Raw genomic sequence first — 16288 nt, 5'->3', positions numbered from 1 at the left:
GCGGGCCGTGAAATGACGGCACCACCCGCCGTCGCATCCGAGGGGGTTGCACGCTAAGGCCTTGGACCGTTTAGCAGGGGAATCCCCTGGCACAGCGAGTGTCTCCTTCGGGCCGATAGCGGAGCTAGGCACGGCTTCAATTAAGGCAGCACAACGTCCGTGTGTTCTGCCGACCAGTCCCTTTTACGGCGGACGTTTAGTTGACAGACGTCGGTTTGGATCTCGCGGTTTCATTAGTTTATCCTTTCAAAGCCCGGAGGATTGTATGCGTTTATCCGGTCCCCGTGGTCCAGTCGGAAGGGTTCACGCCATTTTACCGCTTTGTCGGGCCCACCCGAGCATCATGAATAATGATGTTTTACGCTGGGCTGTCTCCGCCTAGTTGGGTCAAATCAAATGGAAAAACGGGCTAGTTCTTTGCGAAACTCAAACGGATCGAACACAGTGTCTCTCGATCCAAATGCCAAAGGCGTGCATAAACCCGTGTAGGAACGTGCGCGCACTTTCGTTGCCGATGTTGCCGTCGGCGTCAAACATCGTCTCAGCACCACCGATGTAAACTTCGGGCTGCTGCAACACCGGAATGTTGAGAGATACTAGTGATTGGCGCAGATGGTGAACCGCGCCAAAACCACCGAGTACCCCTGGTGAAGCGCCGGCTACCGCGCCGGGCTTTCCATTCCACGCGCTTATGCCATAGGGCCGTGAACCGACGTCGAGCGCATTTTTCAGAACACCGGGCACCGATCGGTTGTATTCTGGGGTGATGAATAGCACGGCGTCGGCCGCTCTGATGCGATCTCGAAACGTGACCCAGGAAGGCGGGGCGCCCTGATCCTCGAGGTCCTGGTTGTAGAGGGGCAGGTCGCCGATCTGCACGATCTCGAGCCGGAGTGATGCTGGCGCGAGTTTTTCCAGCGCCAGGGCCAGCTTTCGGTTAATCGATTCCTTGCGAAGGCTTCCAACCAGAACAGCGACATCGCGCGAAAATGACATAGGATGTACTCCAGTTTGCTCGTGGTTTGTGGATCCCGAGCCGCCGTGGGGCGATAGCCTCATTAGCGGACGCGCCCTGTTGAGATGCACGACCGGTAACTAGACAACTCGCCAATTTCCTTGCAAAGGTTGATTTTCGGCCTCCGGCATTGCCGAGAATTGGTGTGGCGGGTGCCGCAAAAGCGACGCCCGCAATTTAGGCAAGCGCTGCGGCTTGCTGATCGCGTCGGCGGGCGCTCTTTTTTTGTGACAACTGATCGCAACTCAACAGTTCCCCGTCCGAACTCATCGTCCTCGGCCCTCGATCTCGATGTAAAGTCGAACCTCATCGCCGATCATGCCAAGCGCTGATTTCATTCCGAAGTCGCTTCTTTTGACGGTTGTCTGCGCGCTGAAACCGACGACATGGCTCTTGTCCCAAGGATTTTCGCCTTCCTTGTTGAAAACGACGTCGAGCGTGGCCGGCTGGGTCACACCTGCGATGGTTAGGTCGCCAACGATGCTGCCGGTGTTTTCGTTGGCCTGTTTGAATTCCTTGCCGACGAAAGTGATGTCCGGAAACTCGGTGGCGTTAAACCAGTCGGCGCCTTGAATATCGCTATCTCGCTGAGTGTTGTTTGTTGAAATGCTTGCAACTTTTACATTCACGTCAAGGGAACTGGCTTCCGGCTTAGCTGCGTCGAATTCGAAGGTTCCCCCGAACTCCTTTGCCACGCCGATGACGCGGGAAAAGCCGAGGTGGTCGATAAAAAAGGCCATGCTGGAATGCACGATGTCGATATCGAAGGTCTTCGCTTCGACTTGACCGGCCAGCAGCAAGGTGGAGAGAACAGTAGATACGAGATATGCACGCGTGAGTTTCAACATTGACATTTTCCTCCCTTGTCAAATTGGAAAGCTTGAACCGTATGAAAGAACGGCGATGGCCGTGGCGCATACCGCCGGAACAGCACAGAAGAGCGCAAAGGCAACGAGGCGCACGACCTTACCCTTCCGGGTCGCCACCCACGGCAGGCGGTCGCTCAGAGAGGGAACCAGGAAGATGAGACTCCATACTGCGAGAGCGAGGAGGTCCGTCTTCCGGGTTATCAGTGTGACCGCGTAGACGACTGCGATCATGCCGCCCGCACCCCCCAAAAGGGAGGAAGTGCCAAAAGCGTAGTCGTCGTTTCGCAGGTTCCATACCAGTGTCGCAAGAACCGCAAAGGCGAAGATCAGGCAAAGCTGCAGGCTGGCGGATGAGGCTCCAAGCAGGGCGATGGGGGCAAAACCGAGCGCAGCGATCGCCAGCACCAGGGCACGCCTCATACCCTCCTCTCCCGTGGAAACCTCCCTATGCCGTCGCATGAGCCACATCGCGGCAAAGCCGGCGGCGGCTGCGCCCAGCACCTCGATCGGCGCAGCCCGCAAACGCGCCTCTCCGATGTACAATGCGGCCGCCACCGGCTGAAGCGCCATCAACAACGACGCCAAGCGGGGCTTGCCTGCGAGGTCAACCATGAGACCAAGGACGGTGCCGAGGAGGGCGATATAGAAAATCTTGTTGACCGCGCCCACAGGCGGAAAGGACGGAACCTTGCCGTAGGCCATGAAGTAAGCGGCAAGAAAGACCCCCGGAACAAGAAGTGCGCGCCAGACTCTCCCGATGCGCAGGAGTTGGCAAAGTCCAGCCAGGAGAAACGCTGCGAGACTGACCGCCCCGATGCCGATGACAAGTGCCTCTTGGGGTGACTGTCCCATCGAAGCTAACCCGGCTGGGTGGTGGTCAGAGGGCGCGCCTTTGAAGCCAGAGATCTCGACGTGATCTCGAGACCGCGTCCACACAAAGCTGAGGTCTTCATCGCGCGACGCAATTTCATCTGCTCCTCCCACTCCAAGGCATTACATACCAGTTAGACTCCCAATACTTACGGTATTTTAATACTTAAGGTCTGTCAAGTGTCGAGCTGCAGGATCCCTTCCTCAAGGCTGGGCTATTCATGGAGTGAACAAACGAGAGGTGAAATATTGTGAAATTCCATCAAGCGCGGTGGCGTGGCCAATACGCGAACGCTGCTTCTCTACGGGCACGCGATTGTGCCCACTAACTGTTTGAGACCGCAAAAGGCCCGAATCCGGCTTGTCGTCGCCACCGGCACTGAGTCATCTATCTGCTGCCGTTAGTTCCGGAGAAGGTTCGGCCTGGAGGCCGAGTAGACGATAAAATTCCGGAGACCAATTTCAGCGATTGGCGGGATGCACGAGCGCTTTTTCGTGGATAAGCACGCCCCAGAGACCGACGCCGCATTTGCTCTGCAAAAAGCTATAACCCTTCTCGGCGCTCGCTGCGCCTTGTACTGGAATGGCTCCACCAGAATTCTTGCCGCGACGACGCGAAAATATGCCCATGCCTGAACCCGATTCAGAAGAATTGATCTCAAAGAGTTGGCGCCAATGAAATTGCATCCGGGGTCAACGTTACGGACCACGGCTCAGACGTTAGTGCGCCATGGCCTTGACGATGTCTTCGGTGACCTTCTTGGCGTCGCCGAGCAGCATCATGGTGCCGTCCTTGTAGAACAGCGTGTTGTCGATACCGGCATAACCGGAGCCGAGTGAGCGCTTGACGAAGAGGCAGGTCTTGGCCTTGTCGACGTCAAGGATTGGCATGCCGTAGATCGGCGAGGTCTTGTCGTCGCGGGCCGCCGGATTGGTGACGTCGTTGGCGCCAATGACATAGGCAATGTCGGCCTGGGCGAATTCGGAATTGATGTCTTCGAGTTCAAAGACGTCGTCATACGGGACGTTTGCTTCGGCGAGCAGCACGTTCATATGACCCGGCATGCGTCCGGCCACGGGATGGATCGCATATTTCACATCGACGCCGGCGGCCCTCAACTGATCGCCGATTTCGCGCAGTGAATGCTGTGCCTGGGCTACGGCCATGCCGTAACCCGGAACGATGATCACCTTGGAGGCATTCGACATCAGGAAGGCGGCGTCGTCTGCCGAACCTTGCTTGACCGTGCGGCTGACGCCGTCATCGGCAGCGGCTGCCGCCGCCCCGCCACCAAAGCCACCGAGAATGACCGAGATGAAGGAACGATTCATGCCCTTGCACATGATGTAGGAGAGGATCGCGCCGGACGAGCCGACCAGCGCACCGGTAACGATCAGCGCGAGGTTGCCGAGCGTAAAGCCAATACCGGCCGCGGCCCAGCCCGAATAGGAATTGAGCATCGAGACGACGACGGGCATGTCGGCGCCACCGATCGGGATGATCAAGAGAACGCCGAGTGCCAACGACAGCGCAACGATGAGCCAGAAGACCGTGGTGCTCTGAGTTCCAACGAGCATGATCACCAGGACTACAAGCGCGATGGCGAACACTGCGTTGCATACATGACGGCCGGCCAGAAGGATCGGCTTGCCGGACATACGCCCGTCCAGCTTCAGGAAGGCGATGATCGAGCCGGTGAAGGTGATGGCGCCGATGGCCACGCCGAGCGACATTTCGACCAGCGCCTGCGGGTGGATATCACCGATGGCGCCGATGCCGAAGCTCTCGGGCGCATGCATCGCCGCCGCGGCAACCATGACTGCCGCCAAACCAACGAGCGAGTGAAAGGCGGCAACCAGCTGCGGCATCGAGGTCATGGCGATACGCCGGGCAATCACCGCGCCGGCACCGCCGCCGATGGCAAGGCCGAGCACGATCAGCAGGAAACCGCCGAAGGTGGGCTTTGCCAGGAGCAGCGTCGTGACGATGGCAATACCCATTCCGATCATGCCATAGATATTGCCCTTGCGGCTGGTGGTCGGATGCGACAGGCCGCGCAGTGCCGTGATAAACAGCACACCGGAAACGAGATAGAGGAAGGCTGAAAAGTTAGCGTTCATCAACCGGTCTCACTTTTCTTTTTTCTTGTACATGGCGAGCATCCGCTGGGTGACCAGGAAGCCGCCGAAGATGTTGACCGAGGCCAGCAGCAAAGCGACGAAGCCGAAGCCGGCGGCAAGCCCCGAGGCCGAGATCCCGACCGCGAGCAGCGCGCCGACGACGATCACCGAGGAGATCGCGTTGGTCACAGCCATCAATGGCGTGTGCAGCGCCGGCGTCACCGACCAGACGACGTAGTAGCCGACGAAAATCGCCAGCGCGAAGATCGCCAGCTGGAAGATAAACGGATCGATTGCGCCGCCGGTGGCTCCATGTGCCAAAGCGCCGGCAACGGCCGCGACATCCGGCACGCTGTCTGCCGCTTGCCGTACAGCTATGAGTGCGTGGTCAAGACCTTCCAATGCTTTGTTCAAAGCGTCATTGGCCATCAGCTCTGCCCTCCCCCAAAATTCGGATGAACGATTACGCCGCCATGAGTGAGCGCCGTCGCCTTGATCAACTCATCTTCCATGTCGAGCGCCAGCGCCTTTGACTCCTTCGACACCATCGTCTCCAGGAAGGTGAAAAGGTTCTTGGCGTAGAGCGCCGAGGCGGATGCGGCGATGCGGCCGGGCATGTTCAAATAACCGACGACCTTGACGCCCTCGACCTCGACCACTTGATCAGCAATAGCACCCTCGACATTGCCGCCACGTTCGACGGCAAGATCGACGACGACCGAGCCGGGCTTCATCGCCTTCAGCATCTCGCGGGTGATGAGCCGCGGCGCCGGCCTACCCGGAATGAGAGCCGTGGTAATGACGATATCCTGCTTGGCCAGATGCTCGGCGGTCAGCGCCGCCTGCTTGGCCTTGTATTCCGCCGACATTTCCTTGGCATAACCACCCGATGTTTCGGCCGCCTTGAACTCCTCGTCCTCGACGGCGATGAACTTGGCGCCGAGCGAGGCGACCTGTTCCTTCGAGGCTGGACGCACGTCTGTCGCCGAGACAACCGCGCCGAGACGCCGTGCCGTGGCGATCGCCTGCAGACCGGCAACGCCGGCGCCCATAACGAAGACTTTCGCGGCTGGAACAGTGCCCGCCGCTGTCATCATCATCGGCATGGCGCGATCGAATTCAGTGGCAGCATCCATCACGGCCTGGTAGCCGGCAAGGTTGGCCTGGCTCGACAGCACATCCATCGATTGGGCCCGCGTGATGCGCGGCATCAGTTCCATCGCAAAGGCGGAAACACCGGCCTTCGCCATATCATCGAGCGCTTGTTCGTTGCCATAGGGGTCCATGATCGCCAGCACGATGGCGCCGGACTTATAGGTTGCAACCTCAGGGGACGTTGGGCGGCGCACCTTCAAAACCACATCGGCATTCGCCGCGTCTGCGGCAGAGCCTATCCGCGCACCCGCATTTTCGAACTCGCTGTCCGGAATGCGCGACAACGTGCCGGCCTCCGCCTGAACGACGACATCAAAACCGAGCGACTTCAGCTTCTTGACGCTCTCGGGAGAGCCGCCAACACGGCCTTCAGATTCACTGGTTTCTTTTGGTATGAATATTTTGTGCTGCACCCGTGGTTCCTTCCGAGAGACTGCGATTTCCGATGCCGTAGATTGCGTCGGCGTGATCAATCTTCCGGCGCCAGGACGACGATCATGCCTTCGAGCTCCGGTGTGAACGGAAGCTGGCAAGAAAGGCGCGACTGCGCCTTCCGATAGTCCGAACTGTCGAGCAGTTCGTCCTCATCGATCGAAAGCGCCGGCAGACGAACCTTTATGTCGTCATCAACATAGACATGGCAGGTTGCGCAGGAACAGCAGCCGCCGCAGAGCGCAAGGAGTTCGTCCAGGCCTGCGTCGCGGATATGCTCCATGACCGACACGCCATTCCGTCCCTCAACCGGGACGACCTGGCCGGTGCGCGTGATTACTGTAAATGTAGACATCTCGATCCTCCCATATAGTCTGCGACGCACACCGCGCGGCGGTGACGTCAATTCACCTGTTCACCAACGATTTCAAAGCGATGCCGTTGTCGGCCAAAATATCGGCAGCGATGCGCGCTCGGCCCTCAACAAGTGCGCGGCCCTCGACGTAATCCTTGACTGCGTTGACGCAGTCGAGCGCGACGACAACGCCGTCCCGGAGATAGACGACGCTGAACTTTCGCTCGTTCGGATCACCCCGGACGACAGTCTGATCGTATCCACTCGAAAGTCCGACAGTCTGCAGACGCAGATCGTATTGATTGGACCAGAACCAGGGAACGGCGCTGTAGGGCGCCGGCCCTCCACACAATGTCTTCGCCACAGCGGTGGCCTGGTCGCTCGCATTCTGGACGGACTCGATCCGCAGGCCATGGCCGGAGACCATGCGCGCGCAATCACCGATGGCGAACACGTCGGCCAGGCTGGTTCGGCAATGGTCGTCGATATCGACGCCGTTGCGTCCAGCAGCACCTGCAACAACAAGCGGTTCGACACAGGGCAGAATGCCGATCCCGACGATCGCCATGTCGGCAGCCAGCATTTCGCCATCCGTCAGCCGTACGCCGCTCAGGCGCCCATCGTTCCCAACGAAGCTCTCGATACCGGTTGCCAATCTGATATCGACGCCATGATCGCGATGCTCCTTCTCGTAGAAACGAGAGAGGGGCTCGGCCGCTACGCGGGCAAGAACGCGGTCCATCGCCTCCACGACGACAACTGCCTTGCCGAGCTTGGTCAGAACGGCCGCCGCCTCAAGCCCGATATAGCCGCCTCCGATGACGACCACGCGCTGGACGCTGGCAAGTTCATTCATGATCCCGTCGACATCGGCCCGATTGCGCACGGAATGGATGCCGCGAAGCTCGTGACCGGCACAGGTCATTTTGCGCGGCCGACCTCCGGCCGCCCAGATCAGCTGCCCATAGCCGAAGGCTGCACCATTCGCACAAGAAACGCGCTTTTCTGTCGCGTCCAATCTCGTGACCTCGTTGCCGAGCAGAAGATCGATGTTCCGTGTGGCCCAGAATTCGGGTGGGCGAATGAGAATACGCTCGAATGGCTTGGCGCCAGCCAGATAATCCTTGGACAGCGGCGGGCGCTCATAGGGCAGATCGCGGTCATCGCTGACAAGGCCGATCGACCCGGCAAAACCATGCTGGCGAAGCGAGACAGCCGCCTGAACGCCGCCATGCCCGCTGCCCACGATAAGACAATCGTAATCCATCGTCGCGCTCCTCCCAGTTGGCGCAATCTCGTATTGGTCAGGTTTGATCCGGGCTTGATCGCCGACGCTTGCCTCAGGGCCGCGTCGCGCCAATCAGGATAAAAGCCATGGTTGCCGGCGACGTGCCCTTGTTGCGCCAGGCATGACGAGTGCCGCACTGGATGGCGACATCACCCTGGCGAAGATGAACCTCCGCGCCATCGTCGAGCTCCAGCCAGATGTCACCTTCGAGTACGACGTCGTAGTCGACCGTGTCCGTCGTGTGCATGCCGGGTGCCTCGCGCTCGAAGAGCTCAGCAAGGCCGGGCAGATATTGGTGTTGCTCCGCGTCGGCGGCGACCGGGTCGAAGGACGGATCAGCCATGACGGAATCTGGTGGAAATTGCACGATCATCAAACGCGTCTCGCCCGGAGCAGGTGGTATGCTGATTCCCCGAAGAGATGGGTCGCCGCGATCGAGCGGAAGACTTAATTGTGAGGGCGTCGCCCAGCAGACAGACGTCATGAAGCCGGGGATGGATTGATGCAGATGGGCGTTCGGAACCGCGCCGTCGCTGACGAAAACGGACTTGCCGTCACGGATACCGGTCACCACGCGGCGCGGCACTCTGGCACTGATTTCAGTCGACATAGACAAGCCCCTCCTGCAAGAGTTTGGGTCGCATGTCGTTGACGTCGAGGCTGAGTTCTCCGGCCGCGTAACGCTGGCGCTTCTCCTCCTCCATCCGCTCCCTGCTTCGGCCCTTTTCCAGAACGGCTGCAGCGTTCTCCGCCGGCACCACGCAGACGCCGTCATCGTCCGCGATGATCACATCGCCTGGCCGAACGAGACATCCGGCGCAAACAATCGGAACCTGTACGTTTGCCAAGGTCTCCTTGACGGTCCCTTGCGCGGAAACCGCCTTCGACCAAACGGGAAACCCCATGTCGGTCAGCGTGGCTATATCGCGAACGCCTGCGTCGATAACCAGCCCGCGAATACCGCGAGCCATTGCCGACGTGGCAAGCAGATCGCCGAAATAGCCGTCCTCGCAAGGCGAGGTCGGCGAAACGACGAGAATGTCCCCTGGGCGGGCTTGCTCGAGCGCCACATGGATCATCCAATTGTCACCAGGCGCCACTTCGCAGGTCAGCGCATTGCCGGAGATTTTTACCGGCCGGTAGATCGGGCGCAGCGAGGAGGCAAGCAACCCCTTTCTCCCCTGCGCCTCATGAACCGTCGCGACACCCAACTCGCCAAGACCACGAACAATGGCGTCGTCTGTTCGCATCACGTTTCTAACTACCTTCGCCATACTTTCCTCCCGTAACCTCCATCTCGGAGCGGCCGTCAAAACTGCCGCTAACTGATCTGGAAGCTTCCTCCGGCTTCAATTCAGGATACCATTAGTATCCGAATTCTCATTGGAATGTCAATAGTGAATTCGCATTGGGGTGTTGAATCAGCGCCTGAAGCGACCGCGACCTGCCGACACGAAAAAAGGGGGCAGCCCGCCCCCTTCGAAAACCACAGATGCTCTTTCGATCAGTGCTTCGGTGTCTTGCCTTCAAACGAAATGACATCGCCGAGCGGCTGATAGGCCGCCCCGTCGAACTGGAACAGCTGGAGCGATTCAATCGGATAGACATCCTCGCCGGCTTTCGTCGTCAGGGTGATCCCCGGCAGCAGCAAATCCAATTGTGTGTGATCGAGATTGCGGGCCGCCTCCATCATTGCCTCGCGGCTTGGCGCCTTCATCGATTCAAGCACCTTTGCCAGCGCGTCGCCGATCGCGTAGCCGGATTGGCCAAGTGCGTCGTCGGTCGAGAATTTCGACTGAGCGGCCGCGTGATCGGCCAGGTAGCGTTTCACACCAGCATCGTCTCCGGGCGCCGATGCGTTGACCTGCTTCAGAAATTGGCTCGTGATGACCCCTTTGGCATTTTCGAGGCCCGCCGGCTTCAGGGAGGCGATGGACGCGGCGATATTGGAGACGAGCGTCGTCGGCTTCCAGCCGCTTTCGGTCGCAAAGCGCACGGCCTCCGCGCCCTGTTTTGGACCGGTGATGACGACAAGCGTATCCGCCCCGGAAGCCTTCAGCGTCGAAAGCTGCGTCTCTACAGTGGGATCGGCCGAGGTTACGGGCTGAGCCGCGACGATCGAGGCGCCCGACCCGCTGATTGCACTTTCCAATGCTGCCTGAAATGTCTGTCCTGTTTCGGTGTTCAGATAGAGAAGCGCGATCTTGGCCTGAGGCTTGTTGTCCAATAGATACTTCGCAAAGGTCGCGGCCTCCGTGGTGAAGGACGGCACAAAGCCGATCTCCCATTCAGGGCCGGAGAGTTCGTGAACGCCGGAATACATGAACAGGTTGGGAACGCTGCGCTGCGTGATGTAGCGTCCGATGGCCTGATTGTTGGGTGTGCCCGCAGTCGCAAGGACAGCAAATACCTCTTCCCGCTCGGCGAGCTTGCGGACATTGGTCAGCGTACGTTGCGGATCCAGCCCGTCGTCCTCCACGACAAGTTCGATCTTGCGCGTTTTGCCATCGGCCATTTTGATGCCGCCAGCGGCATTGATCGGATCAATCCGTGTCCTCACGCCGTCGGCAATGGCCCCGAGTGCGGCCACCGGACCGGTGAGCGGCCCTGATATGCCGATCTTCACGGCGTCATCCGTGATCCCCGGCGAAGGCTCTTGTGCGTGCAAGGGCCCGGCGACAAACACCGCCAGCGCGAACGCCCGCAGTGCAAGCGACGTCCTCGATGAAGTCAGTAATTGCATGTCATTCTCCTCCCAATTGCCCGGGCACAGCGCCCGAAACACGTGACAAACCCTTTTTGTTGAAGAGGTGCTTCAAAGCCTGCAGGCCGCGACCAATCGGAAGCCCGGCGATGCCTTGTCGTGCGACCATCATCATGGCGATCAGGCAGAGGCCATAGATCAGGCCCCCGAGTGCAGGATTGATGGCTGTCGTCCAACCCGGCACGAAGACGATGAAAACAGCGCCAATGAACGCTCCAGCCATGCTGGTGATGCCGCCGACGATGCCGCCGATCAGGATGTCGATCGATTTCATCGGCAGGAACGACTGCGGACTGATAAAGCCGTTCAGGATGCAGAAGAGGCCGCCGCCGAGACCGGCAAGTGCGGAGCTTGCGGCGAAAGCCGCCAGCCTGCCCTTGGTCAGATTGACACCTAGTGATTCAGCGACCAGCGGATTGTCGCGCAACGCGCGCAGGAGCCGGCCGGTGTCACCGCGAAGCAAGCGGCTCAGCATGAACACCGAGGCAGCAGCGCAGATCAGCGAAAGACCGTAGAGCCACAATTCCTGGCTGCCTGGAAACCAGCGCGGAGCCATCGGCTGATCGATGGCAAGCCCGGTAACGCCGCCGGTGATCGAATCCATCTTCAGCAACAGTTGCGGAAAGGCGCTCGCTACGCCGAACGTGACGATCGCAAGCTGAAGCCCCTGTAGGCGCAATGCCGGCAGACCGATGAGAACGCCGATGAGGCTGGTGACGATTGCCGCGAACGGCAAAGTCACGATCGGATCCATGCCGAAGTTCACATTGAAAATGGCCGTCGTATAGGCACCGATCCCGAAGAGCGCACCCTGAGCAAGACAGATCTGGCCGCTGAAACCCAGAAGCAGGTTCAGGCCAAGGATCGCAATGCCATATGAAACAGCGATGCTGAACTCGAACAGCATGAAGTCCGGCGCCAGAACCGGGAGGCAGAGGGCGACGCTAGCGACCAGCACTGCGGGAGCGGATTGGAACATTCGGGTGCCGTTCATACTTTCACCACTGTGCTGGAGCCGAAGAGACCAACAGGCCGGACGAGGAGAATTACCAGCGTCACCGCGATCGGAATGACCACGCGCAGATCTGCGCCGATGAAGGGAAGGAAGGTCGCACCGAGGCTTTCGGCGACCCCGACGATCAGCCCGCCGACCAGCGCTCCGAGCGGGCTATCCCAACCGCCCAGCGTTGCCGAGGCGAGCGCATAGAGCAGGATGGGCATCATCATCGTCGGGCTCAGGAAAAGGCGCGGGCCGACGAGGGCAGCTGCGATGAATCCGGTGGTGGCCGCAAAGCCCCAACCGAGCATCAGCATTCGCTCGACCCTGATGCCGACCAGCAGGCTTTTCTCGCTGCTATAGGCAGAGGCCCGCATGGCAAGCCCGAGACGGGTAAAGCGGAAAATTGCACCCATGGTCGCGGCTAGGCACAGCAGTACGAGCAGGATGCCAAGGGTGCTTGCGGTTACGCGGACGCCAAGGATGTCCCAACCGCCACCGGGAAACATTGCCGGGAAGGCCCGCTGGTCGGCCCCCCAAAGCCACAGACACAGCGCCTGAAAAAACACGAACAATCCGAGCGTGACGACAACGACGGTTTCGGTCGACGCCTTCGAAACCGGCTTGATGACGGCACGGAAAACGAGAACCCCTAGCAGGAACGACGCAGCCCCGACAATAAGAAGCGACAGCGCGATCGGCACACCCCATTCGCAGAGTTGCCAGGCACAATAAGCAGAGAGAGTGGCCATCTCGCCCTGGCCAAAGTTGACGATGCGCGTCGCCCGGAAGATCAGAACCAGAGCAAGAGCGAGAGATGCATAGATGGCGCCGGAAGCAAGGCCGTCGATGAGCAGTTGGAAAAAGAGCACCATGTCAAACCCCCAGGTAAGATTGCTGGACCGCCTCGTTGCTCAACAGTTCGCTTGCCAGTCCGCTGACCGTGATATCGCCAGCCTCCATGACATAGGCGGTGTGCGCGAATTGAAGCGTGAGGTCCGCATTCTGCTCGACAATAAGAAGCGTCATGCCGTGCTCGTCGTTGAGCGACTTGAATATCTCGAAGATCTGCTCGGTGATCGCCGGCGCCAGTCCAAGGGACGGTTCGTCGCACATCAGGAGCTTAGGTCGGGACATCAGCGCCCGGGCGAGCGCCAACATCTGCTGTTCGCCACCGCTGAGACTTCCCGCCTGTTGCCGTCGCCGTTCGGCGAGCCGCGGAAATACCGAGTACCAACGTTCCATGTCTTCGGCGATCTGCTTCTTGTCGCGGATCGTAAATGCACCCGCGGCCAGATTTTCCTCGACGGAAAAGTCACCGAACGTGCCACGACCCTGCGGTATGTGGGCCAAACCCAATTCCACCCGTCGGGCCGGGCTGCACTGGCGCAAATCCGTCCCGCCGAATTCAACAACACCTCGCGACGGAAGAAGCCCCGACAGAGCACGAAGGATCGTCGTCTTGCCCGCTCCGTTGGCGCCCAGCAGGGCGACGATGGTCCCTTGCTCGACGGTAAAATTCACCTTGTGAAGAACATCGGTGGCGCCATATCCGGCGGACAAATCCCGGACCGTGAGAATGTTCATCTGGACCTCCCGAGATACGCGTCGATGACCGCCGGATTGGCTCTCACCTCTTCGGGCCTGCCGCTTGCCAGGTTCTGGCCGAGATGAAAGACCTCGACTCGGTCGCAAAGGCTCATGACAAGACCCATGTGATGTTCGATCAGGACCACCGTCACGCCATAGGCTTCCCGCACCCGTGAGACCAAGGCGCCGAACTCCGTCACCTCTCCATGGGTGAGACCACCGGCGGGTTCATCAAGGAGCAGGAGGGTTGGTCTGGACGCCAGGGCCCGGGCGATCTCCATGCGTTTCTGCGTGGCATAGGGCAGTGACCCGGCCGCTACGTCGGCAACGTCCTCCAGGCTGAGGTCGGCAAGGATATCCCTGCAGCGATGCTCGATCTCCTGCTCCCGTTGGCGCGAACGCCTGGGTCGCATCAAAGCGTCGACAAAGCGTCCTCCACTGAGGTGATGGGCGCCAAGCATGACATTCTCGAGCACGGTCATGCCGGCATAGATGCCGAGGTTCTGGAATGTCCGGGCAATTCCCATGCGGATGATTTGGCGGGGTGGCAGGGTTTCGATCGTTTGCCCATGAAGACGGATGGTACCGGCGGTCACGGTGCTCAGCCGCGTAACGCAGTTGAACAGCGTCGTCTTACCCGCGCCGTTGGGGCCGATCAGGCCGCAAATCTCGCCCATACGCACATAGAGCGAGACGCCTTTTAGCGCCTGAATGCCACCGAAGCGGACGTCGACATTTTCGACCGAAAGCACTGGGCTGCCCTCCTCGGCAGCCGGCGCAACCACAGCCATAGTCTCTCCTCCCTTGCGTTGGAACTGCTTGTCCGAGCCATCTCTCCTCGTCGCGTTTCGCTCTCCTCAAAACGCGATTGACAGCTCTCATTCCTCAAGATACCGTAAAGTATCTGAAGTCTCAGTGGTATGTCAACGGTTACTTTAGAGAGTCAAAAGAATTGTGGTGTCGGCGTAGACGCTTCTTCGACGCACGGAGCGGAAAGTCCCGACCTTGGGCTGGCGCTTCGGCGTGATGAGTTTCCGGCCCCTTGGGACGGACGACACCGCGTTATCGAATGCCTCGGCGACAGGCCGAAGTATTCGCCACAAAGCCAATAGGAGATTACGTTGATTGACCTGCGCACTGCCCCCTATGCCATCCTCGTCCTGCGCGTCGCGCTCGGTATTTTGTTTCTCGCACATGCGGGTCTTAAGATCTTCGTGTTCACGCCTGCCGGTACGGCACAGTTCTTTGGAAGCCTTGGGCTTCCCCCGGCGCTTGCCTATTTGACAATAGCGGTCGAACTTGCGGGAGGCGTTGCGCTGATCGCTGGCTTCTTCGCACGCATCGCTGCCGTAGCGCTCATTCCCGTGCTGCTTGGAGCCATATTCACTGTGCACGCTGCGGCTGGCTTTTTCTTCACCAACGCGAATGGCGGATGGGAATTTCCGGCATTCTGGATCGTTGGCCTCGTTGCCGTCGCTCTGGCCGGCGACGGAGCTCATGCGCTTCGCCCCACCCTAAAGCCTTAGGCTCTGCCACGCGGGCCGGCGCGCTAACTAGCGCGCGCGGGCCCGTCGAAGTTCTGTTCAGGGGCGGCGTGCGGACAAATTTGTCCCGCCCAGGTAAACATGACCATCGATTGTCATGACGACTACGCGACTGAGCCAGAACCTCCCACGCCATCCGCGAAGTACGCATCGACCACGCCAGCAATCGGAAAAAATGCTGACTTGCTTGGCTAGACCAATTGGGACTAGCAATCTCGCGTAGGACCGTTCATCAGGACTTCCGCTCCCACCAATTCCCTGAAGGTCAGCCATGCCACTTCACTTCAAAACCCCTACCTATGTATCAGCCTCGCTGTCGAAGGCATGCGGCCGAAATGTCTCGATCAAGCTGGACTCGCTTCAACCATCGGGGTCCTTCAAGATACGCGGCATAGGCTTGGCTTGCGAGGAACATGCCCGTCGAGGGGTCAAACGCTTCGTCAGTTCGTCAGGCGGCAATGCCGGCGTTGCTGTTGCTTACGCGGGACGGCAGCTTGGCATCCCCGTGACCGTCGTCGTTCCTGAGACGACGTCCGAACGTGCACAGCAAACCATATCGAATCTGGAGGCCCAGGTTGTCGTGCACGGCGCCTCCTGGCAGGAGGCGAATGATTTGGCCATGTCGATGCTGGATATCGCTGACGCCTTTATCCACCCGTTTGACGACCCGCTGCTCTGGAAAGGGCATTCCACAATCATCGATGAAATCGTGGAGGACGGATTGCGTCCCGACGCGATCGTTCTTTCTGTCGGCGGAGGTGGACTGCTCAGCGGTGTGGTAGAGGGATTACAGCGTCATCGCCTCGACATTCCTGTTCTTGCGGTCGAAACGCTTGGAGCGTCTTCATTTGCACAGTCGGTTGCCGCGGGACAACGCGTCGTTCTTCCAACAATCGCGAGTGTGGCGACGTCGCTCGGTGCTCGCCAAGTCTCGGAGCACGCCTTTGCGCTCACGCGCCAGTATCACATCGATTGTGCGGTTGTTTCTGATTTGCAGGCGGTTGATGCTTCTCTGCGCTTCCTTGACGACCATCGCATCATGGTCGAACCAGCATGTGGAGCAAGCCTTGCTGCGATCTATGAAAACCTCGAACAAATCCATGGTTGGGTGAATATAATGGTGATCGTTTGTGGAGGTATCACCTCCACCCCTGAGCAGCTTCAGTTCTGGAAACAGGACCTCTCCGGCGCATGATGCGTCGGGGAAATAGACCATCACGCGCAATTCAGGTTCATTCGAGTCGGGAAATTGTGGCTCCGCTTACTCCAAGACAAAGCGAAGAGTGCC

Annotated in this window: 18 protein-coding genes; 2 read left to right on the top strand and 16 right to left on the bottom strand. The window is 59.5% G+C overall.

Annotated elements, in window-relative coordinates:
• Nucleotides 1-426 precede the first annotated feature (426 nt).
• The 16 genes from AC244_RS29375 to AC244_RS29305 all read right to left on the bottom strand — a co-directional run bounded on the left by AC244_RS29375 (nt 427) and on the right by AC244_RS29305 (nt 14247).
• Nucleotides 427-996, bottom strand: a complete 570-nt coding sequence (locus tag AC244_RS29375) for an NADPH-dependent FMN reductase (protein ID WP_053252361.1) — start codon at nt 994-996, stop codon at nt 427-429.
• Nucleotides 997-1281: 285 nt separating this feature from the next.
• Entirely contained in the window at nt 1282-1863 is a 582-nt protein-coding gene (locus AC244_RS29370; RefSeq protein WP_053252360.1) for a YceI family protein, read from the bottom strand.
• Nucleotides 1864-1881: 18 nt separating this feature from the next.
• Nucleotides 1882-2868: a hypothetical protein gene (locus AC244_RS29365; protein WP_234717065.1), complete on the bottom strand. Its 987-nt coding sequence runs from the start codon at nt 2866-2868 to the stop codon at nt 1882-1884.
• 348 nt (nt 2869-3216) lie between these two features.
• The gene (locus AC244_RS36865) at nt 3217-3441 is read right to left on the bottom strand and encodes a hypothetical protein (RefSeq protein WP_152976163.1); all 225 of its coding nucleotides are present in this window, start codon (nt 3439-3441) and stop codon (nt 3217-3219) included.
• A gap of 33 nt (nt 3442-3474) precedes the next feature.
• On the bottom strand, nt 3475-4875 hold the full coding sequence (locus AC244_RS29360; protein WP_053252359.1) for an NAD(P)(+) transhydrogenase (Re/Si-specific) subunit beta: 1401 nt from the start codon (nt 4873-4875) through the stop codon (nt 3475-3477).
• A 9-nt stretch (nt 4876-4884) separates the two neighbouring features.
• The gene (locus AC244_RS29355) at nt 4885-5304 is read right to left on the bottom strand and encodes a proton-translocating transhydrogenase family protein (RefSeq protein WP_053252358.1); all 420 of its coding nucleotides are present in this window, start codon (nt 5302-5304) and stop codon (nt 4885-4887) included.
• Nucleotides 5304-6443, bottom strand: a complete 1140-nt coding sequence (locus AC244_RS29350; protein WP_053252357.1) for a Re/Si-specific NAD(P)(+) transhydrogenase subunit alpha — start codon at nt 6441-6443, stop codon at nt 5304-5306. Before AC244_RS29350 ends, AC244_RS29355 begins: the two co-directional genes overlap by 1 nt.
• A gap of 56 nt (nt 6444-6499) precedes the next feature.
• Nucleotides 6500-6817 (bottom strand): 2Fe-2S iron-sulfur cluster-binding protein, encoded by a 318-nt coding sequence (locus AC244_RS29345; RefSeq protein ID WP_053252356.1) that lies wholly within the window; start codon nt 6815-6817, stop codon nt 6500-6502.
• Between the two features lie 52 nt (nt 6818-6869).
• Nucleotides 6870-8084 carry an NAD(P)/FAD-dependent oxidoreductase gene (locus tag AC244_RS29340; RefSeq protein WP_053252355.1) on the bottom strand — a complete coding sequence of 405 codons (1215 nt, stop codon included), beginning with the start codon at nt 8082-8084 and terminating at the stop codon, nt 6870-6872.
• 73 nt (nt 8085-8157) lie between these two features.
• The gene (locus AC244_RS29335; RefSeq protein WP_053252354.1) at nt 8158-8715 is read right to left on the bottom strand and encodes a cupin domain-containing protein; all 558 of its coding nucleotides are present in this window, start codon (nt 8713-8715) and stop codon (nt 8158-8160) included.
• A complete protein-coding gene (locus tag AC244_RS29330; RefSeq protein ID WP_053252353.1) occupies nt 8705-9379 on the bottom strand; it encodes a 4-carboxy-4-hydroxy-2-oxoadipate aldolase/oxaloacetate decarboxylase in 675 nt (224 codons plus the stop codon). Before AC244_RS29330 ends, AC244_RS29335 begins: the two co-directional genes overlap by 11 nt.
• A 230-nt stretch (nt 9380-9609) precedes the next feature.
• Entirely contained in the window at nt 9610-10848 is a 1239-nt protein-coding gene (locus AC244_RS29325) for an ABC transporter substrate-binding protein (RefSeq protein ID WP_053252352.1), read from the bottom strand.
• A 1-nt stretch (nt 10849) separates the two neighbouring features.
• Nucleotides 10850-11863, bottom strand: coding sequence for a branched-chain amino acid ABC transporter permease (locus tag AC244_RS29320; RefSeq protein WP_053252351.1), 1014 nt, complete (start codon nt 11861-11863; stop codon nt 10850-10852).
• A complete protein-coding gene (locus tag AC244_RS29315; RefSeq protein ID WP_053252350.1) occupies nt 11860-12741 on the bottom strand; it encodes a branched-chain amino acid ABC transporter permease in 882 nt (293 codons plus the stop codon). Before AC244_RS29315 ends, AC244_RS29320 begins: the two co-directional genes overlap by 4 nt.
• Nucleotide 12742: 1 nt before the next feature.
• Complete coding sequence (locus tag AC244_RS29310) at nt 12743-13453, bottom strand: ABC transporter ATP-binding protein (protein WP_053252349.1); 711 nt, start codon at nt 13451-13453, stop codon at nt 12743-12745.
• A complete protein-coding gene (locus tag AC244_RS29305) occupies nt 13450-14247 on the bottom strand; it encodes an ABC transporter ATP-binding protein (RefSeq protein WP_053252348.1) in 798 nt (265 codons plus the stop codon). The genes AC244_RS29310 and AC244_RS29305 overlap by 4 nt, the downstream gene beginning before the upstream one ends.
• A gap of 330 nt (nt 14248-14577) precedes the next feature.
• Here AC244_RS29305 and AC244_RS29300 point away from each other — a divergent pair, with 330 nt between their 5' ends.
• The gene (locus AC244_RS29300; protein WP_053252347.1) at nt 14578-14982 is read left to right on the top strand and encodes a DoxX family protein; all 405 of its coding nucleotides are present in this window, start codon (nt 14578-14580) and stop codon (nt 14980-14982) included.
• A 289-nt stretch (nt 14983-15271) separates the two neighbouring features.
• A complete protein-coding gene (locus tag AC244_RS29295) occupies nt 15272-16195 on the top strand; it encodes a pyridoxal-phosphate dependent enzyme (protein WP_053252346.1) in 924 nt (307 codons plus the stop codon).
• The last annotated feature ends 93 nt before the right edge of the window (nt 16196-16288 follow it).

The organism is Ensifer adhaerens (assembly GCF_001270265.1).
GTDB lineage: Bacteria > Pseudomonadota > Alphaproteobacteria > Rhizobiales > Rhizobiaceae > Ensifer > Ensifer adhaerens_B.
The sequence above is the reverse complement of the archived record's forward strand: the minus strand, read 5'-3'. Positions and strand labels throughout refer to the sequence as shown.

Coding starts and splice junctions, on each gene's coding strand:
- AC244_RS29370 (WP_053252360.1), bottom strand. CDS start 1,863: ATGTTGAAACTCACGCGTGCATATCTCGTATCTACTGTTCTCTCCACC.
- AC244_RS29305 (WP_053252348.1), bottom strand. CDS start 14,247: ATGGCTGTGGTTGCGCCGGCTGCCGAGGAGGGCAGCCCAGTGCTTTCG.
- AC244_RS29315 (WP_053252350.1), bottom strand. CDS start 12,741: ATGGTGCTCTTTTTCCAACTGCTCATCGACGGCCTTGCTTCCGGCGCC.
- AC244_RS29310 (WP_053252349.1), bottom strand. CDS start 13,453: ATGAACATTCTCACGGTCCGGGATTTGTCCGCCGGATATGGCGCCACC.
- AC244_RS29375 (WP_053252361.1), bottom strand. CDS start 996: ATGTCATTTTCGCGCGATGTCGCTGTTCTGGTTGGAAGCCTTCGCAAG.
- AC244_RS29360 (WP_053252359.1), bottom strand. CDS start 4,875: ATGAACGCTAACTTTTCAGCCTTCCTCTATCTCGTTTCCGGTGTGCTG.
- AC244_RS29345 (WP_053252356.1), bottom strand. CDS start 6,817: ATGTCTACATTTACAGTAATCACGCGCACCGGCCAGGTCGTCCCGGTT.
- AC244_RS36865 (WP_152976163.1), bottom strand. CDS start 3,441: ATGCAATTTCATTGGCGCCAACTCTTTGAGATCAATTCTTCTGAATCG.
- AC244_RS29295 (WP_053252346.1), top strand. CDS start 15,272: ATGCCACTTCACTTCAAAACCCCTACCTATGTATCAGCCTCGCTGTCG.
- AC244_RS29320 (WP_053252351.1), bottom strand. CDS start 11,863: ATGAACGGCACCCGAATGTTCCAATCCGCTCCCGCAGTGCTGGTCGCT.
- AC244_RS29355 (WP_053252358.1), bottom strand. CDS start 5,304: ATGGCCAATGACGCTTTGAACAAAGCATTGGAAGGTCTTGACCACGCA.
- AC244_RS29335 (WP_053252354.1), bottom strand. CDS start 8,715: ATGTCGACTGAAATCAGTGCCAGAGTGCCGCGCCGCGTGGTGACCGGT.
- AC244_RS29325 (WP_053252352.1), bottom strand. CDS start 10,848: ATGCAATTACTGACTTCATCGAGGACGTCGCTTGCACTGCGGGCGTTC.
- AC244_RS29330 (WP_053252353.1), bottom strand. CDS start 9,379: ATGGCGAAGGTAGTTAGAAACGTGATGCGAACAGACGACGCCATTGTT.
- AC244_RS29340 (WP_053252355.1), bottom strand. CDS start 8,084: ATGGATTACGATTGTCTTATCGTGGGCAGCGGGCATGGCGGCGTTCAG.